Raw genomic sequence first — 15,409 nt, 5'->3', positions numbered from 1 at the left:
CACTGGTACGACGCTCGAGGTGATGAGTCCATCTCGACACGAAGGAGTCGCCATGACCACCACCGCAGAGTCCACGCCGGACGCGCGCACCGCGACGACGCGCCGCATCGGACTCGCCGTCGCGATGTTTCTTGCCCCCTGGTTCATCGTCGCCGCCGAGTTGGGCAACGCGGTGATGACCCTGCGCGGGGGTAATGACCTCGAACCGAGCGATGACCTCGCCCTGGCCGGTGCCCACCTGACATTGAACCGCTGGGCGAGCCTGGCCGCGTTGGCCGGTGCGTTGCTGCTGGTGCCCGCCGTCCTCGGCGTGATGCGACTGGTCCGCGTGCGCGCCGCGCGTCTGGGCCTGATCGGCGGTGTGCTCACCGCCGCGGCGTACGTCTGCTATTTCGCGATGGTGTTCCAGGGCTTCACCACGGCCGCAATGACGAAGGTCGGCGGCTCGGCGAGCCAGGACGTCCAGGTGTTGCAGGCCGTCTTGGACGAGCCGCTGACCCGCTGGGTCTATCTGCTCTTCGTCCTGGGCAACTTCCTGGGCACGTTCCTGCTCGGCCTCGCCTTGGTAAGGGCGCGCACCGCGGGCCGGCTCGCGGGACTCGGGCTGATGGCGTGGCCGGTGTTCCACGTTCTCGGCTTCCCGTTCTCGGACGTGATCGGCGCCGTCGCGCAGGCGATCGGCTTCGGACTGGCCGCGACGGCCCTGCTCCGCCGGCGAGCCCCGGGGACGAAGCCGGAAACCTACGAACTGTTGCGCAGGTAGGCCAGAACTGCCAGGACGCGGCGGTGGTCGTCGTCGGAGTCGTACAGTCCGAGCTTGACGAAGATGTGCCGGACATGTGTCTCCACCGTGCGCTCGGTGGTGTGGAGCCGACGTGCCACAGCCGCGTTCGAGCGGCCCTCCGCGACCAGCCCCAGCACCTCGCGCTCGCGCGCGGTCAACTGGGCGAAGGCAGGCTCGGGATGCATCGGTGTCAGCAGCGACGCGACCACCTCGGGGTCCAGCGCGGATCCTCCGGCGGCGACCCGGCGTAGGGCATCGAGGAAGTCCTCGAGGTCGAGGATCCGGTCCTTGAGCAGATAGCCGAAGGCTCCAGTCGCGACCAGTTCGGTCGACTGGGTCGTCTCCACGTGCTGGGACAACAGCACTACCGGTAGCCCTGGCCTCATCGTCCTGAGTTCCCGCGCCGCGCGGGCACCGTCATCGCTCATGGTGGGCGGCATCCGGATGTCGGTGATCAGCAGGTCGGGGTCGTGCTCCAGCACCGCCGCCACCACTGCGGGCGCGTCACCGACGCGTGCGACGACCTCGTAGCCGGCCTCGGCGAGTAGCAGCGCCAGGCCCTCGCGGACGAGGGCGGAGTCCTCGCCGATCACGATCCGCACGGCAGCCTCGCCTCCACCCTGGTGCCAGAGCCGGGGCTGCTGTTCACAGCGAGCTCACCTCCGGTCGCGGCCACTCGATCGCGCAGCCCGGCGAGCCCCGACCCGGCGCGCACCGCGGCGCCGCCGCAACCATCGTCGGACACCACCACCCGCAGGTCCCCGTTGCGCTGGGTCACGTCGATGACGACCGACCGCGCCTCTGCGTGCTTGAGCGCGTTCGCCAACGCCTCGGCGGCCACGTAGTACGCCGTCGTCGCGACCAGATCAGGTACGGCATCAGCGGTCAGGTGAACCTCGACGGGGACCGGGCTCGTCCGGACCAGCCCTCGGATCGCAGCAGACAGGCCCTCGTCCAGCCCGCGTGGGCGCACTCCCCCGGCCAGCTGACGCAGCTCGCCCAGGGCTTCCTGCAGGTCCCGTACGGCGGTACCGAGCACATGTTGCAGCGGATCGGCCGGGTCCGCGCGCTGCTGCGCCAGCCGCAGGAACATCCCGATCGCGACCAGCCGCTGCTGGGCGCCGTCGTGCAGGTCGCGCTCCAGCCGGCGACGCTCGGCGTCGCCGGCCTCGACCAGGCGCGCCCGTGAGGAACGCATCTCGGCCAGCGCGTGGCGCAGCGCTATCCGGGAGTGCGCCAGCTCCAACGGCAGGTGCGCTTGTCGCAGCGCCTCCCGGAGCAGCCGGGGGCGTCGCGCGGCCAGGTCGTAACCGACAGCGCCCAGCAGTCTGCCGGCCACCGTGACGTCCAGCGCAGGTTCCCCGGGCCGGGCCGACGGCTCGCCGTCGCCGGTTCGCCATGGCGTCGCCGGGTCGGAAGGAAGCCAATACACCACGCGTATTCCAGGATCGTGCAGGGCCGAACGCAACGCCGACTCGACCTGGTCCGGCCCGACTCGACCATCTCGAACCTCGTCGAGGAACCGGTCCAGCCGCGCCAGGGCGTCGCGCCGGCCGCGGTCGAACCTGGCGTCAACGACGGCCTGCACCCTTCGCCGCAGCAGTCCGAACGCAGCGGCGCACACCAGCGTCGCCGTCGCGGTCGTCAGACCGGAGCCACGTCCCGCCACAACCCCGAGCCCCACCGTGACCGCGGCGAACATCGCCACCAGGCCGCCGGTCAAGACGATGTAGGCCACCGTGCGGCTGACCAGCGTGTCGACGTCGTACAGGTCGTGCCGGAAGACAGCGATGGCGACGCTGACCGGCACGCTGACGAAGACCAGCAACAGTCCGACCTGGACCACGATGCCGGCGACGTCGGTGAGTAGGTACGCCGCCCAGGTGACGATCAGGACGATCGGCAGCAGCAGGATGCTCAACGCGAACCACTTCAGCTGTCGCCGTACCACCTCCCCTCCTCGGCGGAAGCGCACGACAACCCTGACCACCGATCCGACCAGCAAGGCGAGCAGTAGGCCGAGTGAGCCGAAACCGAGCACCGAGTCGACCCAGCGCGGCACCTCCAGCGGCGGACTACCCGGGATCTGTCCGGCCTGGCCACCGTAGTTGCCCGGGTCCAGGGCGACCGCCACATGGAACGCGATCAGGAAGATCGCCCAGCCCACTGGGAGAACCCACCAGCCGCCGCCGAGTCGACCGTCAGGGAAATAAGCAGCGAGCAGCGCAGGCGGGACGTAGAGCCACACCCATCCGGCGACGGAGACCACCGCGAGGAGTAGGGCCAGACCGTGCGGTGGCGACCTGCCCGCCACCGTCGAGTCGGGCGAGAGCAGTGCCAGCGGGAGCAAACCGAGCGCCACGAGCAGCGCGCCGACGACCCGTGGTCCGCGGAGCAACAGAAGCAGACCGAGCACGAAGCCGGGCGCGCCCGCCGCGGCGGCCAGCGCGACTTGCCAGCCTGTCATCCCCACGCCCCCACGCCCAACTCACACCACAACCTCGGACCGCACGCCCGGACCGGGCGCGTCATGTGTTCCCGATCCCATGATCACGTGCGGACGCCGAGAAAGCATGCGTGCTGACACGCACGGCCGGAGTCGCCGCTCACCGCGACTGATGACCATGTCCGCGCTGAGGACCGCGCCCGTGAGAGTGGGGCGGGTCAGCGGCTGGTGCGGAGGGTTTGGGCTAGTTCTTCGAGGGCTGGGAGGGCGTTGATGATGGTCTGGGCGGACTGCTCGGGGAGCTGGTCGAGGCAGGCGCCGATCGCTTGCGTGCGGAGGAGTTTTACGCGCTCGTGCAGCTGATGGCCCGCGTCGGTCGCCTCGACCCGGACGGCGCGGAGGTCGTCGGGGTTCGGGTCGCGCTGGATGAGGCCGAGCTCGGTGAGTCTGCCGACCACCCGGGACAGCATGGTGGGGTTGAGACCCTCGAGCTGCGCCAGCTCGGTCAGGCCGAGCGGGCCGCGGAACGTGATCAGGCCGAGTACGGAGGCCTGGGTCGGTGTCAGGCCCTCGTCAGTCGCCGTGGCGTTGAGCTCCCGCGCCAGCTTGGAGATCACCCCACGGAGCTTGCTCAACGTCTCGGTGTCAGTCATGTCACCCCTTTATTGCCTGCCAGCAAGCAATGTAGTCTCTTCATCGATGGAACCGTCGAGAACACCCGCACTGATCGCCGAGCCGGCCGCGGACGAGCCACTGGCCCACCGGCGCCTCGTCTTCGGCATCGTCGCGATCGCTCTGCTGATGGCCTCGATCGATCAGACCATAGTGGCGACCGCGCTCAATGCCATCCGCGGCGACCTGAACGCTCCGCTGACCTGGAGCGGCTGGACGATCACCATCTACGCGCTCGGCCAGATCATCGTCATGCCGCTGGCCGGCCGGCTCGGAGACCAGTTCGGGCGCAAGAAGGTCTTCCTCGGTGCCGCGGCGCTCTTCACCATCGCCTCACTGGCCTGCAGCCTGGCCGACAACATCTACCTGCTGGTGGTGTTCCGCGCTCTCCAGGCGATCGGCGGCGGCGCGTTCATGCCGACCGCCACCGGCATCGTCGCCGAACAGTTCGGTCGCGACCGGGACCGGGCGATCGGCATGTTCACCTCGATCTTCCCGATCGGCGGCATCATCGGCCCGATCATCGGCGGCATCATCGTCACCTACTGGTCCTGGCGCGAGATCTTCGTCGTGAACATCCCGATCGGTCTGCTGCTGATCGTGCTCGGCCTGCGGTTCATCCCGAGCAGCACCCCGAAGGCCGCCGCCCGGGTCGACGGCGCCGGCGCCGCACTGCTGGCGTTGACGCTGCTCTTCGGCATGTTCGGGATCAGTTCGCTCGGCGGCAGCGGCGCGGAGCCGACCGATCCACTGTTCATCGCGTCGATGGCGCTCGCGCTGACGCTCGGCGTCCTGTTCGTCCGGCACGCCAACCGGCACGCGGCGCCGTTCATCCCGATCAGCCTGCTGCGCGGCCGCGGCTTCGGGGCGATGAACACGATCAACTTCCTCTTCGGCGCGGCCATGCTGGGTTTCGGCGCACTCGTCCCGCTGTACGCCGAATCCCGCTACGGCATCCCGCCACTCCAGGCCGGGACGTTGCTGACAGCACGGGCGGTCGGGATGATCTGCGTCGCCGGTCTGGCCGTGTTCGCGCTCCGCCGTACCGGCTATCGGGCCCCGATGATCGGCGGCTTCGTGCTGGTCGCGGTCGGGATGACCGTGATGTCGCTGCCGCCGCACGGACTCACGCCGTACGCGTGGCTGGCGATGGCCGCGGGGATCACCGGCATCGGGATGGGCCTGTCGATCCCGGCCTCGAACAACGCCAGCCTGCAACTGGCCCCGGACCAGATCTCCGCGATCGCCGGACTGCGTGGGATGTTCCGTCAGTCGGGCGGGATCGTGGCCGTCTCGATCACCACGACGATCCTCACCCACTCCGCGAACAGCGGTACCGCCCAGGCCTACAGCTTCGTCGTCTTCGCCGCCATCCTGCTGCTGATGATCCCGCTCACCTTCCTGGTCCCCGACCACCGCGGCAACTGGTAGTTCACCCCCGGAGCGCCTGCGGGTGGTAGTTGCTGTGAGCAACGGATAGCCGGCCCGCAGCCGTGGGCGGGGCGGGGGGCGAATCGTCTCGCCGGGTGGCCAGGACGGTCGCCATGCCTGCGATGACCAGGCTGCAGATGACGAGTAGGCCGATGAGCAGGCCTCGGCGCGGCGGCTTGCGGCGGCCGAGGAAGTACTCCCGGTCATCGTCGAGCTCGGGGCCCCATCCGAACGCCGCGAGCGATGGATCGCCGCCGGGCATCCCCGGTAGCGGATAGCTGCCGTAGAACGGGATCGATCCGTCCGGCAGCGCCGACCATGTCTCCCGGTGTTGGTTCAGCAACGTCGTCACTCCCCTCGACACCTGCCTTCCACTCCCCAGTTCCCCCGCAGCAGGTGTGCACACGAATGTACGACGAGACCTCGGTACATGCGACCACCAAATACGCACGTCGCCCGACGATGAGGTGCCCACAGCAACCACCCGAACGCACACCGCCACCACTCACTCTTCGCAAGCAGCCGGACGTCCCGGTAAGCCAAGGCCTGAATCCACGGATCAGCGTCCGATTCGGACCTGTCCGTATAGATAAGTTCGTTCGCGATCGGGGTACTCCGATGTCGTCCGCTGCGCTGGCCACCGTGGACCCGATGGATTGCATGTATCTGGCGGTGTCCTGGTGCGGTCCGTACCAACAAGAGCCCCTATCTATCAGCAGGGGCACGACTTTGGGGGACACACCATGGCAGATTCCGATTTCGACGGCCTTCCGGCCCTCGACGGCGCGGTGACCGCGGTAGCGATCATCGATCACGACGGTAACCCGAACCGGGTCATCGACGACCAACTTCCCTTCGATGTGACCATCGACTGGACCGTCCAGCCACCGGCCACGGCCGCGCTGCTGGACGGCAACTGGACCGTCAAGGTGTACGCGGAGTCGATGGGCCCTGGTCCCGAGGTGCTGATCGGCACCGCCGTCGTGGCGGCGACCGGTGGGCCGGCGTACAGCGCGTCGATCAACGTTCCGGCCGGCACGCTGCCGTCCGACGTGCCGCCGGACTCGGGCGTGTACAAGCTCGTCGTGGTGATCACGTACCGGAACACGCTGAACGTCCTGACGGAGATGGCCGCGTTCAGCGAGGGGCCGATGTTCCTGCTCCGCCGGCCCTGAGGCAGCGGAGCCGACAGTCGCTGATGCACAGACTCGGTAGCGGGGCCGGGTGCTGCGTATCGGCGCCGCCCGGCGGCGACCTGGCAGGAGCTGCAGTGTCGCCACCGGGCCGCCCCGGAGAAGGCGTGGAGATCCGCAGGGAAGTCCACCAGTTGCTCCGGGAAGCAGATGCGGACCAACCCAGGAGCCGTCATGGCAGTTGACATCTCACCAGTCACAGCCCTGGTCGTTGCCGCCGCCGGTGGCGAGCAACAGGCCTGGAGCGAGCTCGTCAGCCGGTACGCTCCCCTGCTGGTGTCTGTCATCCGGAGGTTCCGGCTGGCGCCGAGCGAGACCGAGGACGTCGCGCAGACCGTTTGGCTGCGGCTGGTCGAGCACCTGGACAGCCTGCAGGAACCGCAGGCCATCCCGCAGTGGATCATCACCACCGCACGTCGCGAGTCGATCCGGCACCTGTCATCCGCACGGCGCCTGCGCCCCAGCGACCCGCTGGATCCCGTGTACGCGTCGGTCGCGGCCGACACCGCTGACCCCGGCGAAGGCTTGTTCCGCGCCGAGCGGCACGAGGTGCTGCTGTCCGGGCTGGCCGATCTGCCCGGCCGGCAGCGCGAGTTGCTGTTGCTGCTGGTGGAGGATCCGCAACCGTCGTACGCCGAGATCAGCAAGCGCACCGGTATCCCGGTGGGCAGCATCGGACCGACCCGGTCACGCGCGCTCGAGCGGCTTCGCAGATCGCCGCCGGTCAGGGCGTACCTCGCAGCCTCGGAGCGGTCGGAATCGTCAGGAGGTGATCGGCATGGCGCCGGAACGCTGGGATGACGACGATCTCCTCTTCGAGGATCTTGCCGAGGCTCTCCGCGCCACCGCACCGTTGGCCCAGGAGATCGCCGAGCACGCCGAGGACGCCCTGTCCTGGCAGACGATCGACGAGGACCTCCTGCAGGCGATCCTGACCTTCGACTCGTCGCTGGAACCGGCTGCCGAGACCCGGTCCGACCCGGCTGAGAGCCGAGTGCTGGTGTTCACCTCCGCTCCGCTGTCGATGGAGCTGGAGGTGCTGCACGACGAAGTGGTCGGCCAGATCCTGCCGGCCAGCGCCGGCGAGATCCACATCGAGACCTCGGACGGCGCCGAGTACCACCTCAGTGTCAGCGAGTCAGGCTTCTTCGAACTGCCGTCGCTGCCTGCTGGTGCGATCCGGTTGCGATGCGACACGGCTACCGGCCGAGTGGTCACCGACTGGGTGCAACTGTGAGCGGCTGTCAGGCTCCGAGTGCGATGAAGGACTGTGCGGCCGTGCGCGCCTGCCGGCCGCCGCCGGCCGACGCCCGGGCCTGGGCGAGTGCCTCAGCAAGATCGTCCCCGGCCCGCAGCCTGCCGTGCAGCCCGAGCATCAGCGGTACAGTCGCGGGGTCGTTGACCGGTACGACGCTCGCCACCACGCCGGACGATCCGAGAGCGACCAACGCACTGACCAGACCGAGCAACTCGTCCGCACCACTTGGTCCGCCGAGCGCCGAGCTGCAACTCGACAGCACCACTCGGTGCGGCGCCCGTTCGAGCCGTTCGAGGTCGTACACCGTCAGAGGCCCGTCATCCAGCTCGAGCGCCGAGAACAGCGGGCTGTCGGCGCGGAACGTGCCGTGCGCCGCGACATGCACCAACGACGCCCCGTCCATCGCCTCCAGCACCGCTTCAGCCTTCGCATCGCCATCGGTGAGCACCACCGCGTGCGGATACAGGTCCGAGAGGGATCGCACCTCTTCCAGTCCTGTCGACAACTGGGGACCACCGATCAGGACCACCCGCTCGGTCGACGGCGGTACTGCGTTCCGTGCGCGCAGCCATGCCGCGGCCGACGGGGCCACCGATGTCGGCCGGCTCCGCAACGACGGCAGCAGGCTCCACGGCACTGCGTGCAGCCGCCCGGTCGGTACGACGACCACTGGGCCGTCGTCGAAATGCCTGACCACCTCGCCCAGCAGAGCCGCCTCCAGCCGGGCTCCGATGGAGTCGAGGTCGAGCTGGTGCGTGCCGCGCCCGGTCGCCTCTCTTCGCAGCGCGAACAATGCATGGGACAGGCGATGAGTCGCCAGCGCAGTGGGACCCACCGGCATGAGGTGGACCCGGCCACGCGCGGCGACCACGGCGTACAACTGGTCGTCGACGTCGGTGAGCTCGACCAGGGTGCGGTTCCCGAGGTGATCGAGCAGGTCGGCACTGCGGAACTGGGCGGACCGGCCGCCGGCGGTGCCGGGTGTCAGCAGGACCCGGCGACGTACGACGTTTTCGAGGCGGCGGCGTTCGCGGTGCAGCGGGCCGGATCCGAGCCGGTGATCGTAGCCGGCCTCCAGTCGGTGGGTCAGGTCGCGCAGCGCGGCAAGATTGGCAACCAGGTCGTCGTCGGCCTGGGGCCGGACCGGCGGGATGGCGAGCACCGTGGCACGCCAGCGTTCGCTCCAGTCGAGAACTTGCCGGGCGTTGCCGCGCTGGACGGCGTACCGGAGCGCGATCGCGGCGAGTTCGGCCCCCTGGGCGGTGGCCAGTACGCGCAGTTCGGTGGCGCCGAGGGTTCGAACATAGATCTCGATCAGATTCAGGCCCTGCCGGCAGGCGGCCAGCATCGCGCGCGATCGGCCGTCACCTTGGTGGAGCGTGGCTTGGGCCAGCCAACCGGCGCCGCGCCCCCGCAGGCCACGGTTCCTGGCTCCAGCCGCGACTTTCAGGTGGCGTCCGGCCTCGGCCGGGTCGGTGCGCGCCAGAGCGAGGCGGCCGGTCAGGAGGTGCGCCTCCGCCGCGAGGTCTGGGTCGAGCCCGTCGAGTTCGGCACTGACGCGCTGGCCGGTGCGCAGCAGGCGTGCCGTCCGATCGCCGCTCACATAGCGGGACTGGAGCAGCGAGAGCTCCGCGCGCGCCGCCCACCACGGACGCTGCTGGCGGCGGAACAGCTTCAGCGCGTCGCGGCTGCGGCTTCCGGCCAGATCCAGAGCGCCGGCGGCGTGCGCTGCCAGTCCGGCGCAGTACAACAACTCCGCGCGGCGCGCCGCCGAGCCACGCTGCTGTTCGATCCGGTCGAGCGCGTTGTTGATCTCGGTCAGTGCCTCTCGGGTCAGGCCGGCGGCCAGCTGCACCAGACACCTGTTGGCGAACAAGTCCGGCTCGAGGATGCCCAGCTCTTCGTCCATCCGTTGTGCGTCGTCGAGGTACAACAGCGCCGTCGGCAGGTCACCGCGAGCGAACGCCGCGGCGCCACGCGCCTGACGTGTGTCTGCGTACTCGGCCTGCTGACCGCTCTTCGCGAACAACTCTTCGCTGTGGGCATAGTCCTCGTCGGCACGGTCGATCGCACCCATCGCGAGCAGCACCATCGCCCGATGGGTGAGTGCCCGAGCCTCCCAGACCAGGTCGCCGGTGTCGCTCAGCAACACCACCGCCTGCTCGGCATCGGCCAGCGCCTCGTCGTACTTGCCGAGTACCGCGCCCCACACCCAGACGCGCCGAATCAGGATGCGACCGGCCATCACACCGGTGCGGCCACGCGGGATCGAGTTGAGCGCGGCCACACCCCGTTGGGTGTGACCGGCCATCACCAGAGCCACGCCGAGACTGGCCAGAATGTCCGCCTCGTGGTCTCGATCCGCAGCCTTACGGGCATGCCGGTACGCCGCTCGGAGCTCGGTCACCGCCTCGTGGATGTCGCCGAAGTCGCGGTGGACGACACCCGCCGCCTGATGGGCTGCCGCGGCCTCGGAATGGGATGGGGAGTTCGCGAGAACGTCGCGGGCGATCCGCAGGGCGTCAGCGGGCCGCGAGAGTGCAAGCGCGTGCAATTCGTCGGCGTCCACGGCAAAAACCGCCCTCCCCTTGCCCACCCATCTTCGAATCGTAATACTCCGCCCCTGTGCATTCTCCGGAATATTTCACGATGGAGGAGGGGACGAAATGCCACCGCAGAAACGCCTCAACGAAGCATTGAGCCTCATTCTGGACGATCCTGAAGCCCACGAGCGTTCGAGCCGTCGCAAGAAGCGAGGTGACGGACACGAACGGTGGCACGGCACCGCGGCCGCGTACCCGGACAACTGGGAAGAGCTCGGATACGTCGAGTACTTCTACCGCCGGGACACCATCCTCGTCCGCACGGAAGACCTGGACGTGGTGCTCGACGCGCTGCGGGAAGAACCGCCTGATGAACAGACGGCGTCGAAACGTCGTGACGACGTCGGACCGATCATTCCCGCAGATGTGGCGATCGACCGGTTGCCCGTGATCGACGGTGTCACAGGGCTGGTCTGGCGCTATGGCAGGACCTTCGCAGCGGCCACCAGGCCTGGGAAATACGGTGGCGACCAGCTCGGTGGCACCTACGACGGCCGCCACGACGATCACGATGCACTCTCGACGCCGACGGTACTGCGCCGGCTGGACGAGGTCCTCGGTGTGGGGAAGGCGACCCCGGACCATGCGCTCTCGTTGTGCGGCAACGGGCATCCCTGCCCGGCGACGGAGCCGGCAGAAGTACCCAGCCACTCGATGAGCCCAGTACCGCCGGTGAGCAACGGGATCTGTTGCGGAAAACACGGATGGGACGGCCATGAGGTGATAGTCGGTGTCGTGGACGGCGGTCTGCTCGAGGACGCACCCAAGCGGTGGCCGTGGATGGCCGGCGTTTGCGGCGACCCCGAGGTGCCGTTCGGCGGACCCCAAGGACACATCCAGCCGTACTCCTGCCACGGCACGTTCGTCGCCGGCTGCGTGCGCTGTACGGCGCCGAAGGCGAAAGTGTGCGTCAAGAAGGCCGAGTACATCGACCATCGGCCGTGCGCGGGGATGGCGTACGAGCACGAGATCATCGCGAAGATGAGCGACCTGCTGGACCTGGGTGCGGACATCATCGTCTGCGAGTTCGACGGCTTCACCCGGTTCCATCGCCCGATGCACACCTTCACTGCCTTCTATGACAAGCGTTTGCGCTACTTGAACGCCGTCGTACTCGCGCCGGCCGGAAACGACACGACACAGCTGCCGACCTTCCCCGGGGCGTATTCGTGGGTGATCGGGGTCGGCGCTCTTTCGGCGGACGGCAACGGCCGCGCGGACTTCTCCAACTACGGCGGTTGGGTTGACGTGTACGCGCCCGGCGAGGACCTGGTGAACGCGTTCGCAGTCGGCGATTACACGTGCGTCGAAGAGCCCCATGTCAATGAGCAAAGGCACTTCGCGGGGATCGCGAACTGGAGTGGGACGTCGTTCTCGACGCCACTGGTGGCCGGGATGATCGCGGCACGGATGTCCGCGACCGGTGAAAACGCTCCCCAGGCGGCAGAGGCGTTGTTGCGGTTGGCCCGCAGCCAGGCGGTGGCGGGCGTCGGGCCGGTGCTGCTGCCGCATCAGGTGTGCGGCACTCCTCGCGAACCATGCCGTGCCGGATGCGATTGCGCGTGCGGATGCAGGGTGCTGTCATGAAGCATGGCCAGAACGCATCGGATGGAGTGCACGGCCGGCCCTGCCGGTCTGCTGTTCGAGTGTCTTGACGGCTGCGGCCGCCGGGTCGTGGTGGACGGCGCAAGCGGAGACCTCACCATCATCGACCACGGCGACCGGACGGCCCTGCACCACGCCTCCAGCGGCGGGGTCGACCTGACGTCCACGACCGTCGACTGACAGTCGGAGGACAGGCGACGCCGATGTGGCGCCGCCTGCCCTCTTTCCCGGGTCATGCTGCTTGCTGAAGGCAACTATCCGGGCCCAGCGAGCTAGCCGGCACGGTACAGCGAGCCACCACCCGAGATGCCGATGGTGGCGCGTTGGCCGCCGACGTTCAGGTTGATGATGAACGTTGTACCCGACCAGCGGGTGGTGTAGCTGACCGAACCGGAAGCCCGGACGGGTACGACGAACGACAGGATGGACGCCGTCTTGCCGGACCGCGCGAGTAGCAGTGTCGGGGCGGACTTGCGCACGTAGCTGCTCGGGTAGGACCAGCCCTGGATCGGGTTCGTCTGGGCCTGCTTGACCAAGGTCGCGCCCGCCGGCAACGCCTGCCTGAACGGGATCTGGAACAGGACCGTCTTGGTCGTGTCACCCGGTGCCATCGCCACCGCGGTGGTCCGCGAGATCACGGTCGCCTTCTGATCCGGCGGCAGATGCCACAGCGTCTGGAACGCCTGCGCCGTCCTCGCTGACGCACGGTCCCAAGTGACCATCAAGTCCGGGCCCTTCAGCACCAGCACCGAGCGGACCCGGCTGACCCCGCTCCCCGGTGCGTCGACGAACTGATAGGACTCGGCATTCGCCTTCACCGACGATGCGGTCAGCTTCGTGACCGGGTTCAGATACGTCGACAGCGGCGTCGCCATCACGCTGTGAGCCGCGGGACTCACCGCCCAGGTTCGGTACGCACCGGCGTTGTACGCCGCGTACCCGCCGTCGATGACGATGTCCCGCCCACGGGCCGTGTAGGTGATGCTGGTGTGGTCGAAGTGGCCATGGAACGCCCGCCCCGGACCGAACCTGATGCTGTACGTCGACTCGCCCGCGAACCCTCTGGCGGCATCGGTACCCCAGCCGGTCCGGCCGAAGACGTAGCCGTTCGAGTAGATCCCGACCCGCCACAGTGGCGCCGTACCCTTCGTCCCCCGGGAGCCGGCGTACTCCATCGGCGTTCCCGGCCACGGGTACGTCGCCTGGACCTCGGTGTCACCGAGTTGGTGCAACTTGCCGAGCGAGTTGGTGGCCAGGGTCAGCCACTTGGCCAAGAGCGCTCGCCTGGTCGCGATCGTCGTACCGGGACTGACGCCACAGTTCGTCAGCACGGTCATCGCGCGGCCCCAGAGCGAGTAGTTGAACGCCGCGTACCCAGTCGACTGCTCGTTCGTCGACCCCTGCGCGTCGATCGACGTGGTGATGCCGATCCCCAGCCGCTGCTGGGCGAGGTTCTTGTAGTCGGCCCGGTTCAAGGTGCACCCGACGCCGAAGAGCGCGATGCTCTCGTCGGTGCCGTGGTTCCAGGCGCCGCTCCAGTAGTTCGTCAGGAACCTCGCGTGACTCAGCAGTGCCGCGTTGATCCAGGTGTACCTGGTCGGCAACGTGGTGACTTTCAGTCCAGTCAGGATGGCCTGCCGCAGGCAGATCAGCACGTTCGTCCGGTGCATCGTGGATTCCCACGCACCCACGTTCGCCTTCCACGAATACGGGTTGTCGCGGTACCAGTCGTAGGCGATGGTGTTCACCCGGGTCAGCGCGGTCAGGTTGCCCTGGCCGGCCGCGACGATGCCCTGGCCGAGCCAGCGCAGCGAGTGGAACCACATGTACCAGCTCGCGTTCTTGTACGGGTTCAGCGCCCAATTGATGTTGCCGCCGCCATTACCGACCTTGTACGCCGCGTACGGTCCCCACTGGAACTTGTCCGCGTACAGATTCGCCAACGGGTTCGTCGTCTGGAGCCCGCTGAAGCCGGGACACGCGTAGAACGGTGCCGCCAGCGACTGGACCTGGCCCGTCCCGATGTCCGTGGCCGGCGGCGCGGTCGGGGGTACGACGTTGCTCTGCCCCGGCACGAACTCCGCCTGGTCCGGCCCCGGCGGCGCGGGCACGATCGTGATGCCCGGCGTGGCCGCTGGTGTTCGAGTTGTTCCTGTTGCCGTTCCCGCCCCCAGTACCAGAACGGCGATCCCGACGGCCGCACCGGCCGTGGTCATGAATCGCATGACTTGTCCTTCCCCCACCGTCGCCGGACCGCGGCGACGCTGTCGATGCTCGGGTCGCGAGCGCGCCAGAGCCGAAATGCACGACTGGACAGGGCTCAGGCACTGCCGGCCAGATCTGTCCTGCCATCGGCGAGCACGCGGACACCCCCGGGGCCCGCTCGCCGCTAACGACGGTCCGACCTGCAGCTCAGGTCGAACGTGACTGCCGAAGCTCTCTCACCAAGAACCACCACCCCCTACGGCAAATCCCCACACCTGCTCGATGCACCCGAGCCGCCAAAGGTTGCGCCCACCGCGTGGCGGTCGTCTGTGACGGCACTCGAGAACTGACATTCGTACAAGACCGGCCGTCCGCAGCCGTGGCATCGTGTCGTCCATGAGGGAGTACTCGGACGGGATGCATGTGGTCCACGACGGCCCGCGTCAGGCGCCTCCATTGCTGCTGATCCACGGTTCAGGCGCGTCCGGGGCGTGCTGGGCGCCAGTGGTCCCGGCACTTGCCGGCAACCTTCACGTCGTCCGGGTCGACCTTCCGGGGATGGGCCACTCCCAACCCGCTGCGTCGTACGACGTGCCGGCGCAGGCGGCCCAGGTCGCGAGGGTGATCGATGCCCTCGGCCTCGGTCCTGTCACCGTGGTGGGACATTCGAGCGGCGGCTATGTGGCGACCTCACTCACGGAACAGCGACCCGAGCTGGTGAAGGCGATCGCACTGGTCAGCACAGGCCCGAGAACCGATGCACTTCTACCGCAGCCGCCCCTCATGCGGGCCCTGGGGTGGCCGCCGATCGGCCGACTCGTCTGGGCGCTGCGCACCGACAAGCTGATCCGCAGAGGAATCAACGTGACGTGCGCCCGCCCGGTGGACATCCCGAACGATCTCGTCACCGAGCTCCAGGGACTCACGTACAGCACGTTCGCGGCGGTGCTGCGCTGCAACGGCGAATACATCGCGGCACGAAGTGTCCCCGACCGGCTGGCCGACCTCGACGTACCGGTGCTGGTGGCGTTCGGCGGTGCGGACCCCCGCTGGGATCCGTCGTCGGCGCACGACTATGACGCCGTACCGAACACGCGGGTCGAGTTGCTGCCAGGGATCGGGCACATCCCCATGCTCGAAGCTCCCGGGGCGACGAGCGGTCTGCTGCTGGACTTCGTCGCGGCAGACCTCTGACCATCAGGCCTAGCATCG

14 protein-coding genes are annotated in these 15,409 nt (G+C 68.5%); 8 read left to right on the top strand and 6 right to left on the bottom strand.

Annotated features, from left to right (window positions below; genetic code table 11):
- The first annotated feature begins 52 nt into the window (after positions 1–52).
- On the top strand, positions 53–763 hold the full coding sequence (locus OG555_RS33585; protein WP_329476584.1) for a hypothetical protein: 711 nt from the start codon (positions 53–55) through the stop codon (positions 761–763).
- Here the strand turns inward: OG555_RS33585 and OG555_RS33580 are convergent.
- From OG555_RS33580 to OG555_RS33570, 3 genes are all read right to left on the bottom strand, one after another.
- Positions 742–1,386, bottom strand: a complete 645-nt coding sequence (locus OG555_RS33580; protein ID WP_329476583.1) for a response regulator transcription factor — start codon at positions 1,384–1,386, stop codon at positions 742–744. The genes OG555_RS33585 and OG555_RS33580 overlap by 22 nt on opposite strands.
- Positions 1,374–3,251, bottom strand: coding sequence for a sensor histidine kinase (locus tag OG555_RS33575; RefSeq protein WP_329476582.1), 1,878 nt, complete (start codon positions 3,249–3,251; stop codon positions 1,374–1,376). Before OG555_RS33575 ends, OG555_RS33580 begins: the two co-directional genes overlap by 13 nt.
- Positions 3,252–3,448: 197 nt before the next feature.
- Complete coding sequence (locus OG555_RS33570) at positions 3,449–3,883, bottom strand: MarR family winged helix-turn-helix transcriptional regulator (protein WP_329476581.1); 435 nt, start codon at positions 3,881–3,883, stop codon at positions 3,449–3,451.
- Positions 3,884–3,929: 46 nt separating this feature from the next.
- On the opposite strand from OG555_RS33570, the gene OG555_RS33565 reads away from it, so the two are divergent.
- The gene (locus OG555_RS33565) at positions 3,930–5,333 is read left to right on the top strand and encodes an MFS transporter (protein ID WP_329476580.1); all 1,404 of its coding nucleotides are present in this window, start codon (positions 3,930–3,932) and stop codon (positions 5,331–5,333) included.
- Position 5,334: 1 nt separating this feature from the next.
- Here OG555_RS33565 and OG555_RS33560 read toward each other — a convergent pair whose 3' ends face one another.
- A complete protein-coding gene (locus OG555_RS33560; RefSeq protein ID WP_329476579.1) occupies positions 5,335–5,697 on the bottom strand; it encodes a hypothetical protein in 363 nt (120 codons plus the stop codon).
- Between the two features lie 379 nt (positions 5,698–6,076).
- On the opposite strand from OG555_RS33560, the gene OG555_RS33555 reads away from it, so the two are divergent.
- The 3 genes from OG555_RS33555 (at position 6,077) to OG555_RS33545 (ending at position 7,763) form a co-directional block, all read left to right on the top strand.
- A complete protein-coding gene (locus tag OG555_RS33555) occupies positions 6,077–6,508 on the top strand; it encodes a hypothetical protein (RefSeq protein WP_329476578.1) in 432 nt (143 codons plus the stop codon).
- A 192-nt stretch (positions 6,509–6,700) separates the two neighbouring features.
- Positions 6,701–7,327, top strand: coding sequence for an RNA polymerase sigma factor (locus tag OG555_RS33550; RefSeq protein ID WP_329476577.1), 627 nt, complete (start codon positions 6,701–6,703; stop codon positions 7,325–7,327).
- Positions 7,305–7,763 carry a hypothetical protein gene (locus OG555_RS33545; protein WP_329476576.1) on the top strand — a complete coding sequence of 153 codons (459 nt, stop codon included), beginning with the start codon at positions 7,305–7,307 and terminating at the stop codon, positions 7,761–7,763. Before OG555_RS33550 ends, OG555_RS33545 begins: the two co-directional genes overlap by 23 nt.
- Positions 7,764–7,770: 7 nt before the next feature.
- On the opposite strand, the gene OG555_RS33540 is transcribed toward OG555_RS33545, so the two are convergent.
- Positions 7,771–10,353, bottom strand: a complete 2,583-nt coding sequence (locus OG555_RS33540) for a CHAT domain-containing protein (protein ID WP_329476575.1) — start codon at positions 10,351–10,353, stop codon at positions 7,771–7,773.
- A gap of 19 nt (positions 10,354–10,372) precedes the next feature.
- Between OG555_RS33540 and OG555_RS33535 the strand changes: the two genes are divergently transcribed.
- Together OG555_RS33535 and OG555_RS33530 are read left to right on the top strand one after the other, a co-directional pair.
- A complete protein-coding gene (locus tag OG555_RS33535) occupies positions 10,373–11,974 on the top strand; it encodes a S8/S53 family peptidase (protein WP_329476574.1) in 1,602 nt (533 codons plus the stop codon).
- A gap of 3 nt (positions 11,975–11,977) precedes the next feature.
- Positions 11,978–12,172, top strand: a complete 195-nt coding sequence (locus OG555_RS33530; RefSeq protein ID WP_329476573.1) for a hypothetical protein — start codon at positions 11,978–11,980, stop codon at positions 12,170–12,172.
- 92 nt (positions 12,173–12,264) lie between these two features.
- Here OG555_RS33530 and OG555_RS33525 read toward each other — a convergent pair whose 3' ends face one another.
- A complete protein-coding gene (locus OG555_RS33525) occupies positions 12,265–14,217 on the bottom strand; it encodes a heparinase II/III domain-containing protein (protein WP_329476572.1) in 1,953 nt (650 codons plus the stop codon).
- 376 nt (positions 14,218–14,593) lie between these two features.
- Here OG555_RS33525 and OG555_RS33520 point away from each other — a divergent pair, with 376 nt between their 5' ends.
- Positions 14,594–15,391 carry an alpha/beta fold hydrolase gene (locus OG555_RS33520; RefSeq protein ID WP_329476571.1) on the top strand — a complete coding sequence of 266 codons (798 nt, stop codon included), beginning with the start codon at positions 14,594–14,596 and terminating at the stop codon, positions 15,389–15,391.
- The last annotated feature ends 18 nt before the right edge of the window (positions 15,392–15,409 follow it).

The sequence above is a fragment of the Kribbella sp. NBC_01484 genome (genome assembly GCF_036227145.1).
Taxonomy (GTDB): Bacteria; Actinomycetota; Actinomycetes; order Propionibacteriales; family Kribbellaceae; genus Kribbella.
Note: the sequence above shows the minus strand (reverse complement) of the source record. Positions and strands in the feature narration are given on the sequence as shown.

What these genes read in the sequence shown, in the direction of transcription:
- OG555_RS33585 (WP_329476584.1), top strand. Translation starts at nt 53, where the DNA reads ATGACCACCACCGCAGAGTCCACGCCGGACGCGCGCACCGCGACGACG.
- OG555_RS33575 (WP_329476582.1), bottom strand. Translation starts at nt 3,251, where the DNA reads ATGACAGGCTGGCAAGTCGCGCTGGCCGCCGCGGCGGGCGCGCCCGGC.
- OG555_RS33570 (WP_329476581.1), bottom strand. Translation starts at nt 3,883, where the DNA reads ATGACTGACACCGAGACGTTGAGCAAGCTCCGTGGGGTGATCTCCAAG.
- OG555_RS33565 (WP_329476580.1), top strand. Translation starts at nt 3,930, where the DNA reads ATGGAACCGTCGAGAACACCCGCACTGATCGCCGAGCCGGCCGCGGAC.
- OG555_RS33555 (WP_329476578.1), top strand. Translation starts at nt 6,077, where the DNA reads ATGGCAGATTCCGATTTCGACGGCCTTCCGGCCCTCGACGGCGCGGTG.
- OG555_RS33550 (WP_329476577.1), top strand. Translation starts at nt 6,701, where the DNA reads ATGGCAGTTGACATCTCACCAGTCACAGCCCTGGTCGTTGCCGCCGCC.
- OG555_RS33545 (WP_329476576.1), top strand. Translation starts at nt 7,305, where the DNA reads ATGGCGCCGGAACGCTGGGATGACGACGATCTCCTCTTCGAGGATCTT.
- OG555_RS33530 (WP_329476573.1), top strand. Translation starts at nt 11,978, where the DNA reads ATGGCCAGAACGCATCGGATGGAGTGCACGGCCGGCCCTGCCGGTCTG.
- OG555_RS33525 (WP_329476572.1), bottom strand. Translation starts at nt 14,217, where the DNA reads ATGCGATTCATGACCACGGCCGGTGCGGCCGTCGGGATCGCCGTTCTG.
- OG555_RS33520 (WP_329476571.1), top strand. Translation starts at nt 14,594, where the DNA reads ATGAGGGAGTACTCGGACGGGATGCATGTGGTCCACGACGGCCCGCGT.